General features: G+C 62.3%; 15 protein-coding genes. 2 read left to right on the top strand and 13 right to left on the bottom strand.

Translation table 11 applies throughout. From position 1 onward, the window contains the following. Positions 1 to 28 precede the first annotated feature (28 nt). From AABM55_RS00835 to AABM55_RS00800, 8 genes are all read right to left on the bottom strand, one after another. Positions 29 to 1,477 (bottom strand): efflux transporter outer membrane subunit, encoded by a 1,449-nt coding sequence (locus tag AABM55_RS00835; RefSeq protein ID WP_347928561.1) that lies wholly within the window; start codon positions 1,475 to 1,477, stop codon positions 29 to 31. Continuing rightward, positions 1,474 to 2,364, bottom strand: a complete 891-nt coding sequence (locus AABM55_RS00830) for an HlyD family secretion protein (RefSeq protein WP_103319480.1) — start codon at positions 2,362 to 2,364, stop codon at positions 1,474 to 1,476. The genes AABM55_RS00835 and AABM55_RS00830 overlap by 4 nt, the downstream gene beginning before the upstream one ends. After that, positions 2,361 to 2,570: a DUF1656 domain-containing protein gene (locus tag AABM55_RS00825; RefSeq protein WP_054595020.1), complete on the bottom strand. Its 210-nt coding sequence runs from the start codon at positions 2,568 to 2,570 to the stop codon at positions 2,361 to 2,363. The genes AABM55_RS00830 and AABM55_RS00825 overlap by 4 nt, the downstream gene beginning before the upstream one ends. Continuing rightward, the gene (locus AABM55_RS00820) at positions 2,567 to 4,648 is read right to left on the bottom strand and encodes an FUSC family protein (protein WP_347928560.1); all 2,082 of its coding nucleotides are present in this window, start codon (positions 4,646 to 4,648) and stop codon (positions 2,567 to 2,569) included. The genes AABM55_RS00825 and AABM55_RS00820 overlap by 4 nt, the downstream gene beginning before the upstream one ends. After that, positions 4,645 to 5,076, bottom strand: coding sequence for a MarR family winged helix-turn-helix transcriptional regulator (locus AABM55_RS00815; RefSeq protein ID WP_054598214.1), 432 nt, complete (start codon positions 5,074 to 5,076; stop codon positions 4,645 to 4,647). Before AABM55_RS00815 ends, AABM55_RS00820 begins: the two co-directional genes overlap by 4 nt. A gap of 298 nt (positions 5,077 to 5,374) precedes the next feature. Continuing rightward, the gene (locus tag AABM55_RS00810; RefSeq protein WP_347928559.1) at positions 5,375 to 5,626 is read right to left on the bottom strand and encodes a hypothetical protein; all 252 of its coding nucleotides are present in this window, start codon (positions 5,624 to 5,626) and stop codon (positions 5,375 to 5,377) included. Positions 5,627 to 5,856: 230 nt separating this feature from the next. Then, a complete protein-coding gene (locus tag AABM55_RS00805; RefSeq protein ID WP_019691148.1) occupies positions 5,857 to 6,102 on the bottom strand; it encodes a DUF2789 domain-containing protein in 246 nt (81 codons plus the stop codon). A 147-nt stretch (positions 6,103 to 6,249) separates the two neighbouring features. Next, positions 6,250 to 6,711: an aminoacyl-tRNA deacylase gene (locus AABM55_RS00800; protein WP_054595018.1), complete on the bottom strand. Its 462-nt coding sequence runs from the start codon at positions 6,709 to 6,711 to the stop codon at positions 6,250 to 6,252. A gap of 214 nt (positions 6,712 to 6,925) precedes the next feature. Here AABM55_RS00800 and AABM55_RS00795 point away from each other — a divergent pair, with 214 nt between their 5' ends. Together AABM55_RS00795 and AABM55_RS00790 are read left to right on the top strand one after the other, a co-directional pair. Further along, a complete protein-coding gene (locus tag AABM55_RS00795) occupies positions 6,926 to 7,462 on the top strand; it encodes an NfeD family protein (protein ID WP_347928558.1) in 537 nt (178 codons plus the stop codon). Beyond that, positions 7,462 to 8,223, top strand: a complete 762-nt coding sequence (locus AABM55_RS00790; RefSeq protein ID WP_347929984.1) for a slipin family protein — start codon at positions 7,462 to 7,464, stop codon at positions 8,221 to 8,223. The genes AABM55_RS00795 and AABM55_RS00790 overlap by 1 nt, the downstream gene beginning before the upstream one ends. Before the next feature lie 108 nt (positions 8,224 to 8,331). Here AABM55_RS00790 and AABM55_RS00785 read toward each other — a convergent pair whose 3' ends face one another. The 5 genes from AABM55_RS00785 to AABM55_RS00765 are packed head-to-tail and all read right to left on the bottom strand — an operon-like array spanning position 8,332 to position 20,756. Further along, entirely contained in the window at positions 8,332 to 9,321 is a 990-nt protein-coding gene (locus AABM55_RS00785; RefSeq protein ID WP_347928557.1) for a sulfotransferase family protein, read from the bottom strand. Continuing rightward, positions 9,309 to 10,100, bottom strand: coding sequence for an aspartyl/asparaginyl beta-hydroxylase domain-containing protein (locus AABM55_RS00780; protein WP_347929983.1), 792 nt, complete (start codon positions 10,098 to 10,100; stop codon positions 9,309 to 9,311). The genes AABM55_RS00785 and AABM55_RS00780 overlap by 13 nt, the downstream gene beginning before the upstream one ends. After that, a complete protein-coding gene (gene cysC / locus AABM55_RS00775; RefSeq protein WP_347928556.1) occupies positions 10,097 to 10,702 on the bottom strand; it encodes an adenylyl-sulfate kinase in 606 nt (201 codons plus the stop codon). The genes AABM55_RS00780 and cysC overlap by 4 nt, the downstream gene beginning before the upstream one ends. Next, positions 10,686 to 12,200 (bottom strand): TolC family protein, encoded by a 1,515-nt coding sequence (locus AABM55_RS00770; RefSeq protein ID WP_054595013.1) that lies wholly within the window; start codon positions 12,198 to 12,200, stop codon positions 10,686 to 10,688. Before AABM55_RS00770 ends, cysC begins: the two co-directional genes overlap by 17 nt. Positions 12,201 to 12,242: 42 nt before the next feature. After that, complete coding sequence (locus AABM55_RS00765; RefSeq protein WP_347928555.1) at positions 12,243 to 20,756, bottom strand: Ig-like domain-containing protein; 8,514 nt, start codon at positions 20,754 to 20,756, stop codon at positions 12,243 to 12,245. Between the last annotated feature and the right edge of the window lie 25 nt (positions 20,757 to 20,781).

Here is a 20,781-nt window from a genome sequence, read left to right as displayed (position 1 = left end):
CCCGACATCTAAAAGCATAGCAACGGCCTCAGGGTTTCGTTGGCTCTGAACCTTGCGTTCGTCCGCTTTCCCAACCGCCGCCCAGCGCCAGGAACAAATCGATCTGGCTCATGGCAACCTGGGTATTGGCAGCTGCCACCTGCGCACGCACGTCGGTGTAGGTGCGGGTCGCCTGCAAATCGGCAAGGAACGACGCCCGGCCAGCCTGGAAGAAGCGGTGCGTCTGGTCCGCCGCCTGTTGCGCCGACTGCTCGGCATCCACCAGGGCATCGCGGCGCTGCAACAGCGCGGAATACTGCGCCAGACCGGTCTGGGTTTCGCGGATCGCGTTCAACACCACCCCGTCAAAGTGCGCCAGCGCGCCTTGGGTCGCCGCCTCAGCCTCACGCACCCGTGCCCGGGAGCCGTTGGATGGCACTGTCCAGGTCAACAACGGGCCGAAACCCCAGCGATTGGTTTGCGGTTGGCCAAGGTGATCGAGAATACCCACGGTACCCACGGTCGCCCCAATGCTGATGTCCGGGTAAAGCGCACCGGTAGCAACCCCGATGTCCGCCGTCGCGGCCGCCAGCTGACGTTCGGCCTGGCGCACATCCGGCCGCCGTTTAAGCAGCGTGGCGCCGTCACCGACCGGCAACAATTGCGCAATCTTTGGTAGCTCGTGACAACTGCTGGTCCCGGCGGGTAATTGATCCACCGGTTTGGCCAACAACATCGACAAACGGAACAGCCCGGCCTGACGGGCGGCTTCATAGCGCGGCATATCGGCGCGCAAGGATTTGAACTGGGTTTGCGAACGGGTGACCTGGGTTTCGTCGCCGCGCCCGGCATCGCGCAGGCGCTGAATCAGCGCGGTGCTCTGGCCTTGCAGGTCCAGTGAGTGCTCGGCGATTTCACGCTCTTCGTTGGCCGCGCAGACCTGGGTATACGCACGCACCACATCGGCGACCAAGGTAATTCGCGCCGTATCGGCTGCAGCTTGCGTTGCGTCAGCGCTGGCTTTCGCCGCTTCGATCCCGCGCTGCAAGGTGCCAAACAGATCGAACTGATAGGACGTGGTGATGCCGATATCACCGACATTGGTCACCGGGATCTTTTCCGGCAGTAAGAACGCCTCGCCGGATTCCTGCAAACGCTGGGCGCCGACCTTCACGCCACCGCTCCAGCCGCCCGCCGACTCGGCTTGTTCGACCCGGGCACGAGCGCGCGACAGGTTGGCTGCTGCCACTCGCAAATCGGTATTGGTGGCCATGGCCTGGCGCACCAGCTCATCCAGACGCGGGTCCTGGTACAGCCGCCACCAGTCGCCCGGCACCGGCGCCGAGACCACGTTTTTTCCGTGCGCAGTCAGATCGCCCTGAAAGTCCTCGCGGTGCACCGCCGCATCGATGGGCAAATGGTAATCCGGGCCCACCACCTGACAGGCCGACAGCAGCAAGCCGAGACCGGCCGTCGCTAAACAGGCGGCCGCTTTCATTGCTCCGGCTCCTGCTCAGGCTTGTCGCCGATGATCGATACGGTCGCAGTACGCCCGGCAATCATGCGGAAATCTGCCGGCACGTCATCGAAGGCAATCCGCACTGGAATCCGCTGCGCCAACCGCACCCAGCTGAACGCCGGGTTAACGTTGGGCAGCAGGTTCGAACCGCTGCTGCGATCACGGTCTTCGATACCGGCGACGATGCTTTCGACATGCCCGCGCAATCGCGCACGGTCGCCGATCACGCGGATATCGACACCTTGGCCGACATGAATGCCGTCGAGTTTGGTTTCTTCGAAATAGCCGTCAATGTGGAAGGAGTTGCTGTCCACCACCGACAACACCGGACGGCCGGCGGTAACGAACTCCTGAGTACGCGGTGCGCGGTCGTTGACGTAACCGTCCACCGGACTGCGGATTACCGAGCGGTCGAGGTTGAGCTGGGCGCTGTCCACCGACACCTGGGCCTCGGACAACGCCACCTCGGCGCGGGCCACACGGGACTGGCTTTCTTCCAGTTGCTCGCCCGGCACCAGATTGCCCAGGCCACGGTTGCGCTTGGCTTCACGTTGCGCCTGGGCCAGGGTTTCCTGGCGGTCGGCGACCGTGGCCTTGGCCTGGCGCAGCGCCAGTTTGAAACGGTCCTGGTCGATGCTGAACAGCACCTGGCCGCGCTTCACCGGTTGGTTATCACGCACTTCCACTTGCTGGATCAACCCGGAAACGTCCGGGGCGATCTGCACGATATCCGCACGAATGTGCCCGTCACGGGTCCACGGAGCGAACATGTAATACATCACCATGCGCCAGACCACGACGACCGCAAAGGTCACCACCAACAGGGTCAACACCACACGGCCAAGGGTCAAAATAGGTTTTTTCATGTCATCAGGTATCGACTGAGTGAGTCCACGGCGCCGAGCAGCAAGGCGTAAAGACCAACGTTGAACAATGCCCGGTGCCAGACCAGACGATAAAAGTGCAGGCGTGTCAGCAACCCGTGCACCACCAGGTACAGCGCATACGTAATACCCATCAGCACCAGCAACGTGGGCAGGAACACCCCGCTGATGTCCAGATCACCGATCATAAAGGCGCTCCATCGATACCTTGGGGAAACGGTTCATCGGTCTCGTTGCCGCCGATGAACTCCACGCCCGGCAACAGCGCCAGACGCAGACCGGCGAGGGCATGCAGCAGGTGCAGACGGGTTTCGCCGTCACCCTGCAGGCCTTGGCCATTGAGTGCGCGCCGGGTGCGATCCAGGGTCATCAGCAACGGCGCTGGCGCTGGCAAGCGTTCGCCAGCCTTGAGACAGGCCTTGAAGTACTCGCCGACCTCGGCCACCACCTGCCGCAGCAAGACGTTCGGTCCCCCTTGCACCCGTGGCGCGTACGCCAGCAAGTCCAGCAGGTTCAGCGCCACGCGCACTTCGCGCAACGCCACGCCGGTGTCCTGACCGGTCATCGCCAGGCGCGGCAAATGCTGCATCAGCCGATCGAGCATCTGCACACCCAAGTGACGGTGTTCAGCGAGGTTCGCCGGCTCGGTCATGCCGACGATGTCGCGCCAGCTGAAACGGGTCAGGCGCTTGGCCGCCAGCTCCGAACCGAAGGGCCGCGCTACGAGAGTCCAGATAAAGGCAAACAACAAGCCCATGGGCCCGGCCAGGTTGGAGTTCGCGAAGCTCAAAAAGTCCGCGTCGTAGGCGCCCTGGATGCTGATAAACGACGAGGTGTTGACGATGGTCAGCAGCATGCCGAGGTAGAAACGCGGCTGTACGGTCAGGGTGCCGACGCAGATAAACGGTACGGCAAACGCCAGCACCAGCATCGGAAAGTCATGCAGGTTCGGCAGGATCAAAAACAGGTAGAGGCTGGCGAACAGCACCGACATCGCGGTCCAGAAAAAGAACCGGTAAATCTGCGGTGCCGGGTCGTCCATCGCGGCGAAAAAGCTGCACGCCACCGCCGCCAGAATCACCGCGCTGCCGCCATCGGTCCAGCCGAGCAGAATCCACAGCACCGAGGCGACGATGATCGCCAGCACCGTCGACGCCGCCGAATAGAGCATCAGCCCACGGTCGAGAAACGGTGTCAGCCGGCCCAGCCGCCAATGACGGTAGACCGCACGCCAGTTGTCCTGGCTTTCGCAGCGAATCGCCTCTTGCAGGCTGCGCAGGTCCTGCCACAAATCGATCCATTCACCGAGGCGATACAGCGCGTTGGAAAACAGCAATTGCTTGCGATCATCCAGCGCTTCGGCACTCGGTTGCAGGGCTTCAAGTTGAGCGCGCAGGGCTTGCCAGTGCTCGACCGAAGCGTCTGTGCGGTCGAGCCATTCAACGGTCGCGGCCAGCAGCGGCGCGAACTTGTCCACAAGCTCGGGCGTGCGCCGCTGCAAGGCATACAGCGCATCGTCCAGCGCATCCACCACCGGCAGCAGGTGAATCATCCGCCCGCGCAGTTCTTTGATGTTGCGCACGGTTTGCGGCCGCGCACCTTCGTGGGGCAACTGGCCGATCATCAATTCCAGGGAGTTGAACGTGGCCACCATTGAGGCGCGCAAGGTGCTGACTTCGTCGGGTTGCACGTTGCGGGTCAGGAAGCGCTGGCTGTAGGTCACCGCGTCGCTGAACCACTTGCTCACCGCACCATCGAACACCGGCGCCAGCCGTCGGGGCCAGAACATACTGCCGACCACCGCTGCGCAGACGATGCCGAGGAAGATCTCTTCAGTCCGCGCCTCTGCCACATCCCATATCGCCAACGGGTTATCCACCACTGGCAGGGAAATCAGCGGCAAGGTGTAACCGGCGAGCATCAGCGCGTAGTTATTGGCGGTGCGCAGATGCATCGACAGAAACAACAGGGTGCCGGTCCACAGCGCGATGACCAGCACCAGCACATACGGGCTCTGGACGAACATCGGCACAAACAGCAACGCCGCTGCTGCCCCGGTCAAGGTGCCGATGGCACGGTACAGGGCCTTGGAACTGGTCGGCCCGACGAACGGGCTGGAAACGATGTACACCGTGGCCATCGCCCAATACGGACGCGGCATTTGCATGAGCATGGCGATGTACAGCGCGATCATCGACGCGGCGAAGGTACGCACGCCGTAAAACCAGTCGCGGGCCGGCGGTATGCCGCTAAAAAATCCGTTCACGAGGGGGTCACCGGTAACTGCTGCTCTGCCGTCTCGAACGCGCGAATCACCCGCAGCGCCGCCTCCAGATCCGCCGGATCGATGCCTTCAAGCACCACACGGCGCAAGCGCACCAACTCGGCTTCCACCGCTTGCACCAACTCACGGCCAGCATCGGTCAGGCTCAGGCACTTGGCGCGACGATCAAGGGGATCTTCAGTGCGGCAGACATACCCGGACTGGCACAACTGGTCGAGCAAACGCACCAGCGACGGACTCTCCATCCCCGCCGCCTGCGCCACCGTCACCTGCCGCACGCCCTCGCCCAGCCGCCCGATCATCAGCAACGGGACCGCGCAGGCTTCGGAGATGCCGTAGTTGACCAGCGTGGTCTGGCAGATTTTCCGCCAATGCCGCGCGGCCACCACCATGGCACTGCTGATGTTCATCTGAAGGGCGTCGAGGGTCTGGGACACAGGAGAATTCGCACACTGTTAGTTTGCTAACTATCAATATCGCATTGGAGGGGAAATTCAGTCAAGTTTTGAAACAAATTAGCCTAGCGGGCAAAACACAACACCTGTGGCGAGGGGGCTTGCCCCCGCTCGACTGCGGAGCAGTCGCAATGGCGGCGCCCGTCGTATATGGCTGAAGAAATATGGTGATCGCTTATCAGGGCCGCTACGCGCCCCAACGGGGGCAAGCCCCCTCGCCACAGGTTTGGTGTTCACCTCGAATGGGGGGGGCTTAAAGGTGTTGCAGCTCTTCCATAAGATCCAGCCCATCGCGCAATGACACATACGCTGCGTTGATCAAGCGGTAGAAATCTTTGTCATTGAGATCGCGAAGGGTGATCGAGGTGAGGGTTTCCAGCAGATCGGTGCCGATGCGGATTCGGCTACAGGCAGTTTCGTGGAGAAAATGGGTCGGTGCGAGGATGTTGTAGGCCAGAACGCAGCCGGGGGTTGGGTTGGTTGTCAGTGGACGATATGGGTGCATAGGGAATATCTCGTAGATAGTTTTAGGAACAGCCTCTACGTAGAATTAGGATCGCCATATCCTGTCGCCGATGTGCGGCGACGTGGCGAACTATAGGGGGCGTTTCGGGGTTCGCAACCGAGCGGACGAGCTTCGGAATTTTCTTCAGGCCTATTAGCCCATTCGTACGCCGAAAGCCGGGGTAGCCTTGGGTACGAAGGATTCAGGCATTCTGCGAACTGTCAGATTTTTTACACCCCCCGCCCCTTCCTCAGCAGCACATCCAGTTGATCCACCACCTCCGCCCAATCGGAATCGTCGAGGATGTCTTCGCGCAGGAAGTCCGCCTGGCTCTTGGTCCAGAAAAACGCGTCGGCCAGGTGCAGCTCGGGTTTGAGTGGTGAGTGAGTGGCGATGAATTTGTCGATGCTTTCGGCGTCGTCGGGCAGGCCGAGTTGTTTGAACAGGTTGGGGAGGCTGTGGGTAGGTGATTCCATGGAAATTGGCTCCTGCGTTTTTAGAGGTCGGGGGGACTGCTTCGCAGTCCATCGCGGGCAAGCCACGCTCCCACACACGGCGGTTTCCTGTGGGAGCGCGGCTTGCCCGCGATGGCGGCGGTGCATTCACCGCCAATAATGTAATGGCTACTGACTCAACTCGCATACCTCGGCATGAGGCACCATTTTCAGGTACTGGTCCATGCTCAAGTGTACGAGGTTGTTGTGGTTGCCGGCTTCGACGTAGATCTCTTTCTGGCGGGTCAGCATCGGGTCGATGACCATGTCCAGGCCATAGGATTCGCCCAGGGCCGGAACGGCGCCGCGTTCACAGTCGTTGAACAGGTGGGCCAGGGTGCTTTCGCGGGTGACTTGCCATTCACCGCTGCCACGCACTTTGGTCAGGTCCAGATGTCGGCTGGCTGGCAACACGGCCATCAGGTAGTGGCCGTGGTGGTCGTCGAGGATCACCGATTTCGCCACACGCTCAGCAGGAATGCCCGCGACCCGGGCGGTTTCCAGGCTGCTGGCCGAATGTGGGTGAGAGACTACGTCGAATTCGCAGTGCGCCTCTTCCAGGCTGCGCTGCACGGTTCTTGCCATACGCATGATGCACCTCGGTGTCCGTCGCAAGGCGGGCGGACGATGATTAAACAGGTTGGCGTCTCCTCTAAAGTCTAGGCCTGCTGCCGGTACCCGGTGATAAATCTGCTCACTGGAAACTCGCAAAAAATGATCAAGAATCATCCAGCCAAAGGCTCAACTAGACTATAAGCAGGGCCACCGTGTGGCTCGCGGACGGATGACTCTCCTGGAGGGTCAAGTGAACACTCGCTGGTGGTATGTGGTTGCGCTGTTGTTGGGTTTGAGCGGATCGGCTTTCGCGACAGACACGGTTGTGGTGGTCGTCCCCAACCCGCTTGGCGTCTGGCTGATGATGGTGGGTATCGCGCTGCTCGTGGCGGAGGTGGTGCTGCCCAATTACGGTGTGGTCGGGCTGGGCGGCATCACGATGTTCGTGATCGGCGCGGTGATGGTGAGCAATGCCGACGTCCCTGCGCCACTGATCATCGGTCTTGGACTGATCAGCGCCCTGCTGTTGATCGCCCTGCTGTTCCACGCGCTGAAAACCCGACCGCGCCACATTGTCAGTGGCGATGCCGGGCTGCTCGGCAGCGTCACGCAGGTGACCGCGTTGCAGGGTCACAACACGCACAAGGGCTGGGTGCATTTGCAAGGTGAACGCTGGCAGGTGCACTGCAAGACACCCTTGCATTCCGGGCAACGGGTGCGAGTGGTGGCACGCAAGGGAACGCTGCTGGAAGTGGCCGCGACTGACGCGGCGCCGCAAGGAGAATGATCATGGGTCTGCAACTGGGTTTTGCCGCGCTGCTGGTGCTGATGATTGCACTGGCAGGATCGACCTTCCGCATCCTGCGCGAATACGAGCGCGGCGTGGTGTTCCAGCTCGGACGCTTCTGGCAGGTCAAGGGCCCGGGGCTGATCCTGTTGATTCCGGTGGTGCAGCAAATGGTTCGGGTCGATCTGCGGACCGTGGTGCTCGACGTACCGCCGCAAGACGTGATCACCCGCGACAACGTCTCGGTGAAGGTCAACGCCGTGTTGTACTTCCGGGTGCTCGACTCGCAGAAAGCGATCATCCAGGTCGAAGACTTCCTCATGGCCACCAGCCAACTGGCGCAAACCACCTTGCGGGCGGTGCTCGGTAAACATGAACTGGACGAATTGCTGGCCGAACGCGAGCGCTTGAATTTCGACATCCAGCAAGTGCTGGACGCCCAGACGGATGCCTGGGGGATCAAGGTCGCCAACGTCGAGATCAAGCACGTCGACCTCAACGAATCGATGATCCGCGCGATCGCCAAACAGGCCGAAGCCGAACGTGAACGGCGGGCGAAAGTGATCCACGCCGAAGGTGAATTGCAGGCCTCGGAAAAGCTCATGCAAGCCGCCGAAATGCTCGGTCGCCAACCCGGCGCCATGCAGTTGCGCTATATGCAGACGCTGAATTCGATTGCCGGCGACAAGAGCTCGACCATTGTATTTCCGTTGCCGATCGAGTTGCTCAAGGGCATGGCGGATTTATCGTCGAAGAGCTGAGCGGTTGATTCACCTGTGGCGAGGGAGCTTGCTCCCGTCGGCCGATCCGCGTTCGGGCGAAGCCGTCGTTATTCAGCCGACGAGGTCTGACAAAATACCATTGCCAGTTCAGGGCCGCTCCGCGGCCCAGCGGGAGCAAGCTCCCTCGCCACAAGAAGCGGTTCGCCATTGCTCCAATGCTTCGTAAGGCCCGTGCGCCCAACACTCAACGCGTTCTCTGAGCCGCGCCGAAGCTTCTTGTTGTTTGCCTTCGCTGTCGGCCACAAACGTTTCGGCCGGTTGTTTGGCGTGCTGACTTACAGCGCTGAACACTTGGGTTCGCTGCTCGGTATTCAGTGCAAAAAACCTGGCCAAATGGCCCTCCATGGCGCCCGGCAACTCACGATAGTTGACCGCCAGTCCGGCAAATTCGTGGCAATGTTCAACGCCTAATTGCAGCAGTTTGCCCAAGCGCCGCGCGATGAAATCCTCTCGCCCCTCGAATGCTGCCCCATCGTCCAATGCACTGGTGCCGATCAGCCCTGGCACCATGTGCAGGCCCGGACGACGCAGGTGTGAGACGGCGATTTCCAGCGGATCGCGGTAGACAAACAACCAGGGCGTATCAGGGAAACACTCACGCAACCGCTTCAGCTCACCGATGTTCCAGGCGTCCAGCTTGATCACCAAGCGTTGTTCCACACCTCGGCGCGGCTGGCCATAGGCCGAGAGCAAACCGCGAATCGCCGCGTTGCGTTCTGCAGGCGGAAGTTCGCTGCGTAGCAAGGCATCCAGTGGTGGTGGTTCGGAAATGACGATGTGGTTGTCGAGTTGCGCCAGCATCTGGCTGATCAGCGTCGAGCCACAGCGCGAGGCGTGAAAAATGAACGCACTCGGCACCAGCCCAAGGCTGATCGTCTGCCAATCACTTAGCGTTCTCAGCGGCGTTTGACGGCGGAAGGCCTGGTTGAACGGCAGGCGCAGCGCCTCCTCCACCGCATCGCGGAAAAACGGCTGTCGCAACGGCTGATCACCAAACCAGCACCAATCGACCCGCCACTCCCCGGCCTGCTGCCAGACGCGAATCGGCAACCAGCCGTCGAGGTTCAGGCGCTGCATTGTTCATTCCATTGGCGACGGCCATTGCGCATCGCAGCACGCAACTCTTCACGGGAGAACGCCAGGCCATGTTCGGCAGCCAGCTTCAGGGTGGTGGCGATAAAGGTTTCGTTGTCGGTCACGCCCTGCAAGCTCTTGCAGAGCTGCGGATCGTTTTCCAGCAGCCGTCGAAACTGTGCCAGCGCTTGCGCTGCATGACCGACGCCAGGCGCCGGCGTGGTTGAAACGCCCTCGACAATCGCCTGTTCCAACCAAGGGGCGGGCCTGCAATCGATCACCAGATGCACCCGCTCGCGGCTGTCGCGATTGTCGACGCTGTGAGGCCGCGACAGGTCGAGAAACCAGCATTCGCCGGCCTCCATCGGCATCCGCAAACCGTCGAGCAGAAAGTCGACATTCGGTGGGCTGAGTAATGGAATATGCAGCCGCAGATCGGCCTCTGGCCCCTCAAGGTCATAGTCGCGGTGCTCGTGAATCCGACTGCCGGGCCCCAGCTTCAGCAATCTTGCCGAGACGATGTCCAACGGTAATTCCTGCAATGCACGCTGCCACCGACCATCGAGCAGCCACGGCGCTCGCAACACCGGTTTTCCATGGCCAGGGGATAGCTCCGTCAGCGCATCAGCCGCGCTGATCAGCGCCACCCCGCTCCAGTCGCCACTGAAATAGTGGCTGTTGAAATGGCTATGCCAGTCGCTGTCCTTGATTTGCGCCAATGCCTGCAACAGTAACGGCAGAGGCACCGTCACCGGCAGGCGGGAAAACGCCGGTCGAGTCATCGGTGCGGTAGCACCGCGCATTCGCCGAGCCAGGTCAGTAAGCGATCGAGGCAGGCGTCCACCGACAGCACGCCGGTGTCGAGCACCAACGCCGCCGACGCGGGTGGCTCGTAAGGTGCGGAGATACCGGTAAAGCCCGGCAGTTCACCGCTGCGCGCACGGGCGTAATGACCTTTCGGATCACGCTGCTCGCAAACGTTGAGCGCAGCACTGCACCAGACTTCGCGGTAATCGTCGCCCAAACGCTGGGCGAAAATGTCGCGCAGCTCAACCAGCGGCGCAATCATCGCCAGGATCACAATCTGTCCGTTCTCCACCAGCAGTGCTGCCACCTCACTGGCGCGGCGGATGTTTTCCTGACGATCCTTGTCGGCAAACCCGAGGTCGCGATTGAGCCCGACCCGCAGTCCATCGCCATCGAGCACCAGGCTGTGCAGGCCGCGTTCGAACAACGCGGCGTGCAGTGCCTGGGCCAGGGTCGACTTGCCTGCCGCCGGTAAACCGGTCAGCAGGATCGCCGCTCCGCGATGGCCATGGCGGTCTTCGCGTTGCGCCCGGCTGACGCTGGCCGTGGGCGCCAGCAGATTACTTGCTTTGGACATGGGCTGTCGGCACCGTGATGTTGCCGGCGGCCCACGCATCCTCGCGGCTGGCCAGTTCCGTGGCGATCGACTGCACTTGGGTCGACTGCACCTGATCCGGCAGTGGGTCGAGCCCGGCACTGGCGAAGATCTGCCCGTAAGCGTTGCGCAAATCCGCGTACGACAGGTCGCGGCGCAGGTCGGCTTGCAGGGTGTTCAGTTCGCCCTGGATCAGCTCCAGTTCGCCGATGCCCGCGGCCTGATGACGATTACGCAACTGGCCAAGAATCTGCCCGTCGATGTTCGACAGCTGCTGGTTGGTCTCGAACTGGCGCAGCGCTTCGCGGTAGTTGGCGTTGGCCACGTAGAGCTGCGCCAGCACCGCGATCGACATTGCCTGACGGCGTGCCTTGGCCACTTCTTCACCGGCCTTGGCCACGTCGATGGCCGCCGGGGCGGAAATCACGTTGAACAGGTTCCAGGTGATTTTTACCCCGTAGTCGGCCCACTTGTCGTTGACCAGAAACGAGTTGCTGTCGTAATGCCCGCCAGCCGAGAGTTCCAGCCCCGGCAGCAGCCGCAGCATGGCTTTGCGGGTTTCGGCGGTGCTGATGCGCGTCTGATAATCCTGCTCGCGCAGTTCCGGGCGGCTGGCCAGGGCTTCCTGCTCAAGGCTGGCCATGCCGACCTTGAGTTCCGGAATCGGGTAATCCTCCGGCGTCGCCAACGTCAACTCGGTGCCCATCGGCAGGTTGATCAGGGTCGCCAGTTCGGTTTTCGCCAGCGACAGTGCCCGCCGCTGTTCTTCGAGCTGGCGCGTGGCTTCGATCAGCGAACGTTGGTAACCCAAGGCCTGCACCGGGTCGCCGATACGCTGCTCGCTCATGCTCTGGCTGTTGTCGCGCGCGGCATCGACCCGCGCCATCAGGCTATCGATCTGCTTGAGCAGGCGTTCAGCGGCCACCGCCCGCCAATACGCCGAGCGCACGTCCTGAACGATGGTATTGATGACCTTGCGCCGGCGTTCCTGAACGATCAGCCGTTGATCGCCCTGCTGCTTGGCGTTGATGTAGCTGACGCCGAAGTCGAGGACGTTCCAGACCATGGTCAGGTCGGCGACTCTGCGGTCGCGGTCCTGTGAGGTCGAAGGTTCCAGGGACTGGGTGCCGGTGCGCACGCTCTGGCTGCTGGAGGCGCTGGTGTTGTTTCGCCCCACGTAACCGGCGTCCAGGGCCATGCGCGGCAGCATGTCGAAGCTGGCGAGGTCGAGTTGGCGCTTGGCCAACGCCTCTTCCATGATTTTCAACCGGCCCTCAAGGTTGTATTTCACTGCGCGGGCCATGGCTTGATGCAGCGTCAGTGGGCCGCTAAGGGGCTCCTGATCCTTGTACATGCTCGCCAAATCGCTTCTGGCGCGCTGCTCGCTGACACTGCGTTCAATCGGCTCACTGGTTACCGCACATCCGCTGATTGCAAGCGCCAGCAGGCTGGCGCCGAATAGTTTCTGACTTTTTTTCATCCTTGGACCGCCCCTAGGTACCGCACAATTTCAGGTTTTTAGTCAGGCCTGCATTTCGCTGATGCCAACCTGTTGCAACGCTGCAGCCAACGCCTGGATCTGCTGCTTCTCGGCGTTTTCAAGTTGTTGAAGTTGCTCGCCCAAGGTCAGTGCGCCATAGACACCGTGCAGGCCTTGAGCGGCATCGCCGCCGTGCTGGATCGACTTGTCGCCGAACGCATTGAACGAACTGTCGCCATTGCCCGACTCATGACTGAACAGACTCGACAGCGTGCTGCTGCCAAACACCCCGCCATCACCCCCGCCAAAACCCAGGAAGCCGTGAGCGGAGCCATTCCCGCCGCTGTCGCTGCTAGTGAACACCTGAGCGATATAGCTGGGGCTCAGTGCGCCGCGGTTGATGAAAATATCCCCCAGTGGGCGGATGCCATCGCCCAATACCCGCTGTTCGAACAACGGCGCAAAAGTCAGCGGTGAGCCGAGATTGCCGGTCGGCGGTGCGAAGACAATCGGCTGCAACGGTATGTTCGGAGTGCTTTGCGGCGGTGTCGGGTCGCTGACCAAGACCACGACGGCCGGCACCGTGTTGACTGTGAAATTGTTGGAGATCGCGCCCCCAGTGCCCGCGTTCCCGGCGCGGTCGGTCACGTTGCTGGTGTCCAGCCCGATGAAGTTGGTCGCATCGCTGATGTTGGCCGCCGGGGTCAGGGTGGCAGTCCAGGTCTTGCCGCCGTTGCTGCTGCTCAGGTTGGTGAGGGTGCCATTGGCCACGCTGATGTCGGACAAATCGAAATGCTTCACCGCCTCGCTGAAGCTGAAGGTCACCTGCGAGGTCTGGCCAACGCCCAGGTTCGGGTTGGCGACGACGATGGTCGCGGTGGGGCGATCACTGTCCAGAGCGTAGTTGTTGGAGATGGCCAGCCCCGTCCCGGCATTACCTGCGGCGTCGTTGACATTGCTGTTGTCGAGCACAATCAGGTTGCTGGGGTCGGTCACATTCGCCGTCGGCGTGAACGTCGCGGTCCAGGTCTTGCCGCCGTCACTGCTGGCCAGGTTGGACAACGTGCCGTTGGTCACGCTCAGATCGGACAGGTCAAAACCGCTTACCGCTTCGCTGAAGGTGATGGTCACCCCCGAGGTCTGACCGATGCCCAGCAGCGGTTTGGCCACCACAATGCTTGCCGTTGGACGTTGCGTGTCGATGGCGTAGTTGTTCGAATCTGTGGTGCCCACACCAACGTTGCCAGAGGCGTTCTGCACCCCCGTGTTGTCCAGGGTGATCAGGTTGGTGGTGTCGGTAATATTCGCGGCCGGGGTGAAGGTCGCGGTCCAGGTAATACCGCCATCGCTTGAACTGACCGCGCTCAACGTACCGTTGGCGATGGTCAAGTCGGCGTTGGTGAACCCGCTGACCGCCTCGGAGAAGGTGATGGTCACCAATGAGGTTTCGCCCACCTTGATTGCGTTGTCGGCCACCACGATAGTCGCCGTTGGACGCACGGTGTCGATGGTGAAGTTGGCGGAATCGGTGGTGCCGCTACCGGCGTTACCGGCCAGGTCGGCCACGCCGGTGTTGGCCAGGGTGATCAGGTTGGTGGTGTCTTTTATGCCGGCAGTCGGGGTGAAGGTGGCCGTCCAGGTGATGCCGCCATCGCTGCTGCTGACGCTGGTCAGGGTGCCGTTGGGCACGCTCAGGTCACTGTTGTCGAATCCAGTCACCGCTTCGCTGAAGGTGATGGTCACCAACGACGTTTCACCGACCGAGAGGGTACCGTCAGCTACAACAATGGTCGCGGTCGGACGCGCGGTGTCGATCGCATAGTTGTTCGAGTCGGAGGTCCCGCTACCGGCGTTGCCAGCCAGATCGGCCACGCCGGTGTTGTCCAGGGTGATCAGGTTGGTCGCATCGGTGATGCTGGCGCTCGGGGTAAAGGTCGCCGTCCAGGTGATCCCGCCGTCGCTGCTGCTCACGGCGCTGAGGGTGCCGTTGGCGATCGTCAGGTCGGCGTTGGTGAAACCGGTCACCGCCTCGCTGAAGGTGATGGTCACCAGTGAGGTTTCACCGATTTTCAAGGCGTTGTCCGCGACCACGATGGTCGCCGTTGGACGCTGGGTATCGATCGCGTAGTTGTTGGAATCGGTGGTGCCGCTGCCAACGTTACCAGAACCATTCTGCACGCCGGTATTGTCCAGGGTGATCAGGTTGGTGGTGTCAGTGATGGCGCTGGTCGGGGTAAAAGTCGCCGTCCAGGTGATCCCGCCATCGCTGCTGCTGACCGCGGTCAGCGTGCCGTTGGCAATCGTCAGGTCGGCGTTGGTGAAGTCGGTCACCGCCTCGCTGAAGGTGATGGTCACCAGCGAGGTGTCACCGATTTTCAAGGCGTTGTCGGCCACCACGATGGTCGCCGTTGGACGCACGGTGTCGATGGTGAAGTTGGCGGAATCGGTGGTGCCGCTGCCCGCGTTGCCGGCCAGATCGGCGACGCCGGTGTTGGCCAGGGTGATCAGGTTGGTCGTGTCTTTTATGCCCGCAGTCGGGGTGAAGGTGGCCGTCCAGGTGATGCCGCCATCGCTGCTGCTGACCGCGGTCAGTGTGCCGTTGGGGATCGTCAGGTCGGCGTTGGTGAAGCCGGTCACCGCCTCGCTGAAGGTGAAGGTCACCAAAGAGGTTTCACCGGCGGCCAGCGTCGGGTCGGCAAACACGATAGTGGCGGTCGGGCGCTGACTATCAATAGCGTAAGTATTGGAATCGGTGGTCGCAGCACCGGCATTACCGGCCAGGTCGGCAATCCCGGTGTTGTCCAGGGTGATCACATTGCCGCTGTGGGTGATGCCGTTCACCGGCGTCAGTGTGGCGGTCCAGGTTACGCCGCCATCGCTGCTGCTCACCGCGCTCAACGTACCGTTGTCGATCGTCAGGTCGGCGTTGGTGAAACCGGTCACTGCCTCGGAGAAGGTGATGGTCACCAACGAAGTCTGACCGATCCCCAGCGCGGTGTCCGTCACCACGATGGTTGCCGTCGGACGCTGGGTGTCGATGGCGTAGTTGTTGGAATCGGTGGTGCCCGTCCCGACGTTGCCGGACCCGTTCTGCACGCCGGTATTGTCCAGGGTGATCAGGTTGGTGGCGTCGGTAATGGCGCTGGTCGGGGTAAAGGTCGCGGTCCAGGTCACACCGCCATCGCTGCTGCTGACCGCGGTCAGCGTGCCGTTGGCAATCGTCAGGTCGGCGTTGGTGAAGCCGGTCACCGCCTCGCTGAAAGTGATGGTTACCAGCGAGGTTTCGCCAATCTTCAGTGCGTTGTCGGCAACGATGATGGTCGCCGTCGGACGCACGGTATCAATGGTGAAGTTGGCGGAGTCGGTGGTGCCGTTACCGGCGTTACCGGCCAGATCGGCCACGCCGGCGTTGGCCAGGGAGATCAGGTTGGTGGTGTCGTTGATGCCCGCGGTCGGAGTAAAGGTGGCCGTCCAGGTGATCCCACCATCGCTGCTGCTGACCGCGGTCAGCGTGCCGTTGGGGATCGTCAGGTCGGCGTTGGTGAAACCGGTCACCGCCTCGGAGAAGGTGATCGTCACCAGCGAGGTTTCACCGGCGGCCAGCGTTGAGTCGGCTAGCACGATGGTGGCGGTCGGACGCTGGGTGTCGATGGCGAAGTTGTTCGAATCGGTGGTCCCGCTACCGGCGTTGCCGGCCAGATCGGCGATCCCGGTGTTGTCCAGGGTGATCAGATTGGTCGCGTCGGTGGTGCTGGCGCTCGGGGTAAAGGTCGCCGTCCAGGTGATGCCGCCGTCACTGCTGCTGACGGCGGTCAGTGTGCCATTGGCAATCGTCAGGTCGGCGTTGGTGAAACCGCTCACCGCCTCGCTGAAGGTGATGGTTACCAGCGAGGTGTCACCGACTTTCAAGGCATTATCCGCCACCACGACCGTTGCGGTCGGGCGTACGGTGTCGATGGCGTAGTTGTTCGAGTCGGTGGTGCCGCTGCCGACGTTACCGGAGCCGTTCTGCACGCCGGTGTTGTCCAGGGTGATCAGGTTGGTGGCATCGGTAATGGCGCTGGTCGGGGTAAAGGTCGCGGTCCAGGTGATGCCGCCATCGCTGCTGCTGACCGCGCTCAGCGTGCCGTTGGCAATCGTCAGGTCGGCGTTGGTGAAGCCGGTCACCGCCTCGCTGAAGGTGATGGTCACCAGCGAGGTGTCACCGATTTTCAAGGCGTTGTCGGCCACCACGATGGTCGCCGTAGGACGCACGGTGTCGATGGTGAAGTTGGCGGAATCGGTGGTGCCGCTGCCGGCGTTGCCGGCCAGATCGGCGACGCCGGTGTTGGCCAGGGTGATCAGGTTGGTCGTATCGTTGATGCCCGCAGTCGGGGTGAACGTGGCCGTCCAGGTGATACCGCCATCACTGCTACTGACCGCGGTCAGCGTGCCGTTGGGGATCGTCAGGTCCGCGTTGGTGAAACCGGTCACCGCCTCGCTGAAGGTGATCGTCACCAGCGAGGTTTCACCGGCGGCCAGCGTTGAGTCGGCCAGCACGATGGTGGCGGTCGGACGCTGAGTGTCGATGGTGAAGTTGTTTGAGTCGGTGGTGCCGCTACCGGCGTTGCCGGCCAGATCGGCGATCCCGGTGTTGTCCAGGGTGATCAGGTTGGTCGCGTCGGTGGTGCTGGCGCTCGGGGTAAAGGTCGCGGTCCAGGTGATGCCGCCATCACTGCTGCTGACGGCGGTCAGTGTACCGTTGGTAATCGTCAGGTCGGCGTTGGTGAAACCGCTCACCGCCTCGCTGAAGGTGATGGTCACCAGCGAGGTATCACCGATTTTCAGGGCGTTGTCCGCCACCACGATAGTCGCCGTCGGGCGCACGGTGTCGATAGCGTAGTTGTTCGAGTCGGTGATGCCGCTGCCAGCGTTGCCGGAACCGCCCTGCACACCGGTATTGTCCAGGGTGATCAGGTTAGTCGCATCGGTAGTGCTGGCACTCGGGGTAAAGGTCGCGGCCCAAGTCACACCGCCATCGCCGCTGCTGACCGCGCTCAGCGTGCCGTTGGCAATCGTCAGGTCAGCGTTGGTGAAGCCGGTCACCGCCTCGGAGAAGGTGATGGTCACCAGTGATGTATCGCCCACTTTAAGTGCATTGTCGGCGACCACGATGGTCGCCGTCGGCCGCACGGTGTCGATTGTGAAGTTGCCGGAATCGGTAGTTCCGCTACCGGCATTGCCGGCCAGGTCGGCCACGCCAGCGTTGGCCAGGGTGATCAGGTTGGTCGTATCGTTGATGCCCGCAGTCGGGGTGAACGTGGCCGTCCAGGTGATACCCCCATCACTGCTACTGACCGCGGTCAGCGTGCCGTTGGGGATCGTCAGGTCGGCATTGGTGAAACCGGTCACCGCCTCGGAGAAGGTAATGGTTACCAGCGACGTTTCACCGGCCATCAGGGTGCTGTCGGCGACCACGATGGTGGCGGTCGGACGCTGGGTGTCGATGGCGAAGTTGTTTGAGTCGGTGCTGCCGCTGCCAGCGTTGCCGGCCAAATCGGCGATCCCGGTGTTGTCCAGAGTAATCAGGTTAGTGGCGTCGGTAGTGCTGGCGCTCGGGGTAAAGGTCGCCGTCCAGGTGATACCGCCGTCACTGCTGCTCACCGCGGTCAGTGTGCCATTGGCAATCGTCAGGTCGGCGTTGGTGAAGCCGGTCACCGCCTCGCTGAAGGTGATGGTTACCAGCGAGGTGTCACCGACTTTCAAGGCGTTGTTAGCCACCACGATAGTCGCGGTCGGGCGTACGGTGTCGATAGCGTAGTTGTTCGAGTCGGTGATGCCGCTGCCGGCGTTGCCGGAACCGCCCTGCACACCGGTATTGTCCAGGATGATCAGGTTAGTCGCATCGGTAGTGCTGGCACTCGGGGTAAAGGTCGCGGTCCAGGTCACACCGCCATCGCCGCTGCTGACCACGCTCAGCGTGCCGTTGGCAATCGTCAGGTCAGCGTTGGTGAAGCCGGTCACCGCCTCGGAGAAGGTGATGGTCACCAGTGATGTATCGCCCACTTTAAGTGCGCTGTCGGCGACTACGATGGTCGCGGTCGGGCGCACGGTGTCGACGGCATAGTTGTTCGAATCGGTGCTGCCGCTGCCGGCGTTGCCGGCCAGATCGGCGATCCCGGTGTTGTCCAGGGTGATCAGGTTGGTGGTGTCGGTGATGCTCGCGGACGGGGTGAAGGTCCCGGTCCAGGTGACCCCGCCGTCACTGCTGCTCACAGCGGTCAGCGTGCCGTTGGCAATCGTCAGGTCGGCGTTGGTGAAACCGCTTACCGCCTCGGAGAAGGTGATGGTTACCAGCGACGTTTCACCGGCCATGAGGGTGCTGTCGGCGACTACAATGGTCGCCGTTGGCCGCACGGTGTCGATGGTGTAATTGTTGGACGTGCTGGTGCCAACCCCGGCTGTGCCCAGCGACACGCTCTGGACACCGGTGTTATCCAGGGTGATCAGGTTAGTGGTGTCAGTAATGGCGTTGGTCGGGGTGAGCGTCGCCGTCCAGGTAATACCGCCGTCACTGCTACTGACCGCGCTCAGCGTGCCGTTGGCAATCGTCAGGTCGGCGTTGGTGAAACCGGTCACCGCCTCAGTGAAGGTAATGGTCACCAGCGAGGTCTGGCCGATGTGCAGGGCGCTGTTTGCCACCGCGATGGTAGCGCTCGGTGTCGGTGCATAGGCGGTGTTCACGGTGCCGCCGTCGTTGAAGATATTGTTCACGGCCGCCACGCTGGCACCGGTACTACCGCCGCCCAGCGCCGGACCGCCGGAGCCACTGCCGCCGACGTTAGCGGACAGCGCCGCGAAGTTGGCGGCGGTCATCAGTACCGTACCTTTGTTCCAGATCGCACCGACGCCTTTACCGGCTGCACCACCGGAGTCGGCGGAACCGCCCAGGCCACCACCGCCGCCACCGCCACCACCGGCGGCGATGTTGCCGGAAATCACCGAGGTGCCAATAACCGTCAGGGTGCCGCTACTGGCGTTGTAAATACCACCGGCAGCCGACGCCCCGGCCCTGCCGGGCTTGTCCCAACCGGAGCCGCCACCGCCACCGCCGATGGAAATCGTGCCGTTGTTCGCCGTACCGCCCGCGCCACCGCTGCTGTAGTTGGCAGCCCCTACGCCGCCCGCGCCACCGCTGCTGCTACCGCCGCGACCGCCCATGTAGTTGGGGTTGTAGCCGCCACCGTTACCGCCCGTGTTGGCACTACCACTCGTACCGCCGTACACACCCGTGCCGAAACCGGAGGTGCCACCATGACCGCCGCTTTGCCCGCCCAACGCACCGCCACCGCCGCCACCGCCGCCGACCGCGCCACCGACGTAAGGTGAGGTGACCCCGCCACCGCCACCGCCGCCCGAAGCAGCGTTGCTGGTCACGGTGACGTTCTTGAGGGTCAGGTTGCCGGCGTTGAAAATACCACCGCCCATGGACGCCGTGCCGTCCGTACCGGCGGCAGCACCATTGCCGGCCACCAGGCCTTGTTTGATGATCAACCCGTCGAGGGTCGCAGTGACCCCGGAAGCGACCTGAAGCACCCGGGTCTTGTACTGACCATTGAGGGTCACATCGGCAATGCCGTCGTGGTTCAGGTCACCTTCCAGCGTGACGTTCTTGGTAATGGTCAGTTGCGAATTCAGATTGACCGTCATGGTGGTGCTGAACGTCACCGTGTCACCCACCACCGAATCGCTCAGCGCCTGGCGCAATGAGCCGACCCCACTGTCACCGTTGTTGGTGACCGTCAGGGTCGCCAGGCTGTACTGATACGCAGCCATGGACTGGGTCGACAGTACGTTATGGCTCTCGATGGTGCCGGTGGCGATTTCCAGATCCCAGTCACCGCTCACACCGGTACGGTTGTTCGAGGCGGCGATATCACGCCCGGTAAGTTGCGCCAGCGAGTCGACAAAGCTGATGCCCTTGTCGCCTGCAGCGGTGTTACAGGCGTAGATCAGAATGTCGCCGCCGACGTTCATGTCATTGCCGATGCGCGCCAGCACCGCGCTGCGAGCCGCCACGTTATCGGCCGACAGGTAAGTGTCGCCCAGCCACAAGTCGCCGCTATTGCCGTGGGCGATGATTTCCACGGTACTCACGCCGTGGTGGGTATCCAGATAATCGGCGATTTGTTGCAAGCCGTCCTTGGTCGCGTCGAGCTGGACCACCTGGGTGCCAGGCGCCACGCCTTTGAGCAGGCTATCGGCGTCCTTGATACGTGAATCGACGAACACCACGCTCTGACCGGGCACGGCGGTGGGCGTCGCAGCGGGCGCGGGCGTAGCCGCTGACGTGTTGTCCGCTTGGCCGTGGGTGTCCTTGCTGGCCACCGGGTGGTCGGCAACCGGTGCCTTGGCAGCGTCCGCCGTGGCGTGGCTGTCGGCTTGGGTGGCAGTATCGGCAACCGTGGCCGCCACTGCGCCGTCGAACAGCATTCTCGGTTCCAGGGGCATGATCATTGGCGATGCCAGAACGCGTGCGCCTTGGAATGTTTGCGACTTGCCTTTGCTCCACCACATGCTGCTCACCCGGATTCGAACTTTT

Origin of the sequence: Pseudomonas helvetica (assembly GCF_039908645.1) — a bacterium.
Taxonomy (GTDB): domain Bacteria; phylum Pseudomonadota; class Gammaproteobacteria; order Pseudomonadales; family Pseudomonadaceae; genus Aquipseudomonas; species Aquipseudomonas helvetica.
The sequence above is the reverse complement of the archived record's forward strand: the minus strand, read 5'-3'. Positions and strand labels throughout refer to the sequence as shown.

Coding starts and splice junctions, on each gene's coding strand:
- AABM55_RS00835 (WP_347928561.1), bottom strand. CDS start 1,477: ATGAAAGCGGCCGCCTGTTTAGCGACGGCCGGTCTCGGCTTGCTGCTG.
- AABM55_RS00830 (WP_103319480.1), bottom strand. CDS start 2,364: ATGAAAAAACCTATTTTGACCCTTGGCCGTGTGGTGTTGACCCTGTTG.
- AABM55_RS00825 (WP_054595020.1), bottom strand. CDS start 2,570: ATGATCGGTGATCTGGACATCAGCGGGGTGTTCCTGCCCACGTTGCTG.
- AABM55_RS00815 (WP_054598214.1), bottom strand. CDS start 5,076: ATGAACATCAGCAGTGCCATGGTGGTGGCCGCGCGGCATTGGCGGAAA.
- AABM55_RS00810 (WP_347928559.1), bottom strand. CDS start 5,626: ATGCACCCATATCGTCCACTGACAACCAACCCAACCCCCGGCTGCGTT.
- AABM55_RS00805 (WP_019691148.1), bottom strand. CDS start 6,102: ATGGAATCACCTACCCACAGCCTCCCCAACCTGTTCAAACAACTCGGC.
- AABM55_RS00800 (WP_054595018.1), bottom strand. CDS start 6,711: ATGCGTATGGCAAGAACCGTGCAGCGCAGCCTGGAAGAGGCGCACTGC.
- AABM55_RS00785 (WP_347928557.1), bottom strand. CDS start 9,321: ATGCAGCGCCTGAACCTCGACGGCTGGTTGCCGATTCGCGTCTGGCAG.
- AABM55_RS00780 (WP_347929983.1), bottom strand. CDS start 10,100: ATGACTCGACCGGCGTTTTCCCGCCTGCCGGTGACGGTGCCTCTGCCG.
- cysC (WP_347928556.1), bottom strand. CDS start 10,702: ATGTCCAAAGCAAGTAATCTGCTGGCGCCCACGGCCAGCGTCAGCCGG.
- AABM55_RS00770 (WP_054595013.1), bottom strand. CDS start 12,200: ATGAAAAAAAGTCAGAAACTATTCGGCGCCAGCCTGCTGGCGCTTGCA.
- AABM55_RS00765 (WP_347928555.1), bottom strand. CDS start 20,756: ATGTGGTGGAGCAAAGGCAAGTCGCAAACATTCCAAGGCGCACGCGTT.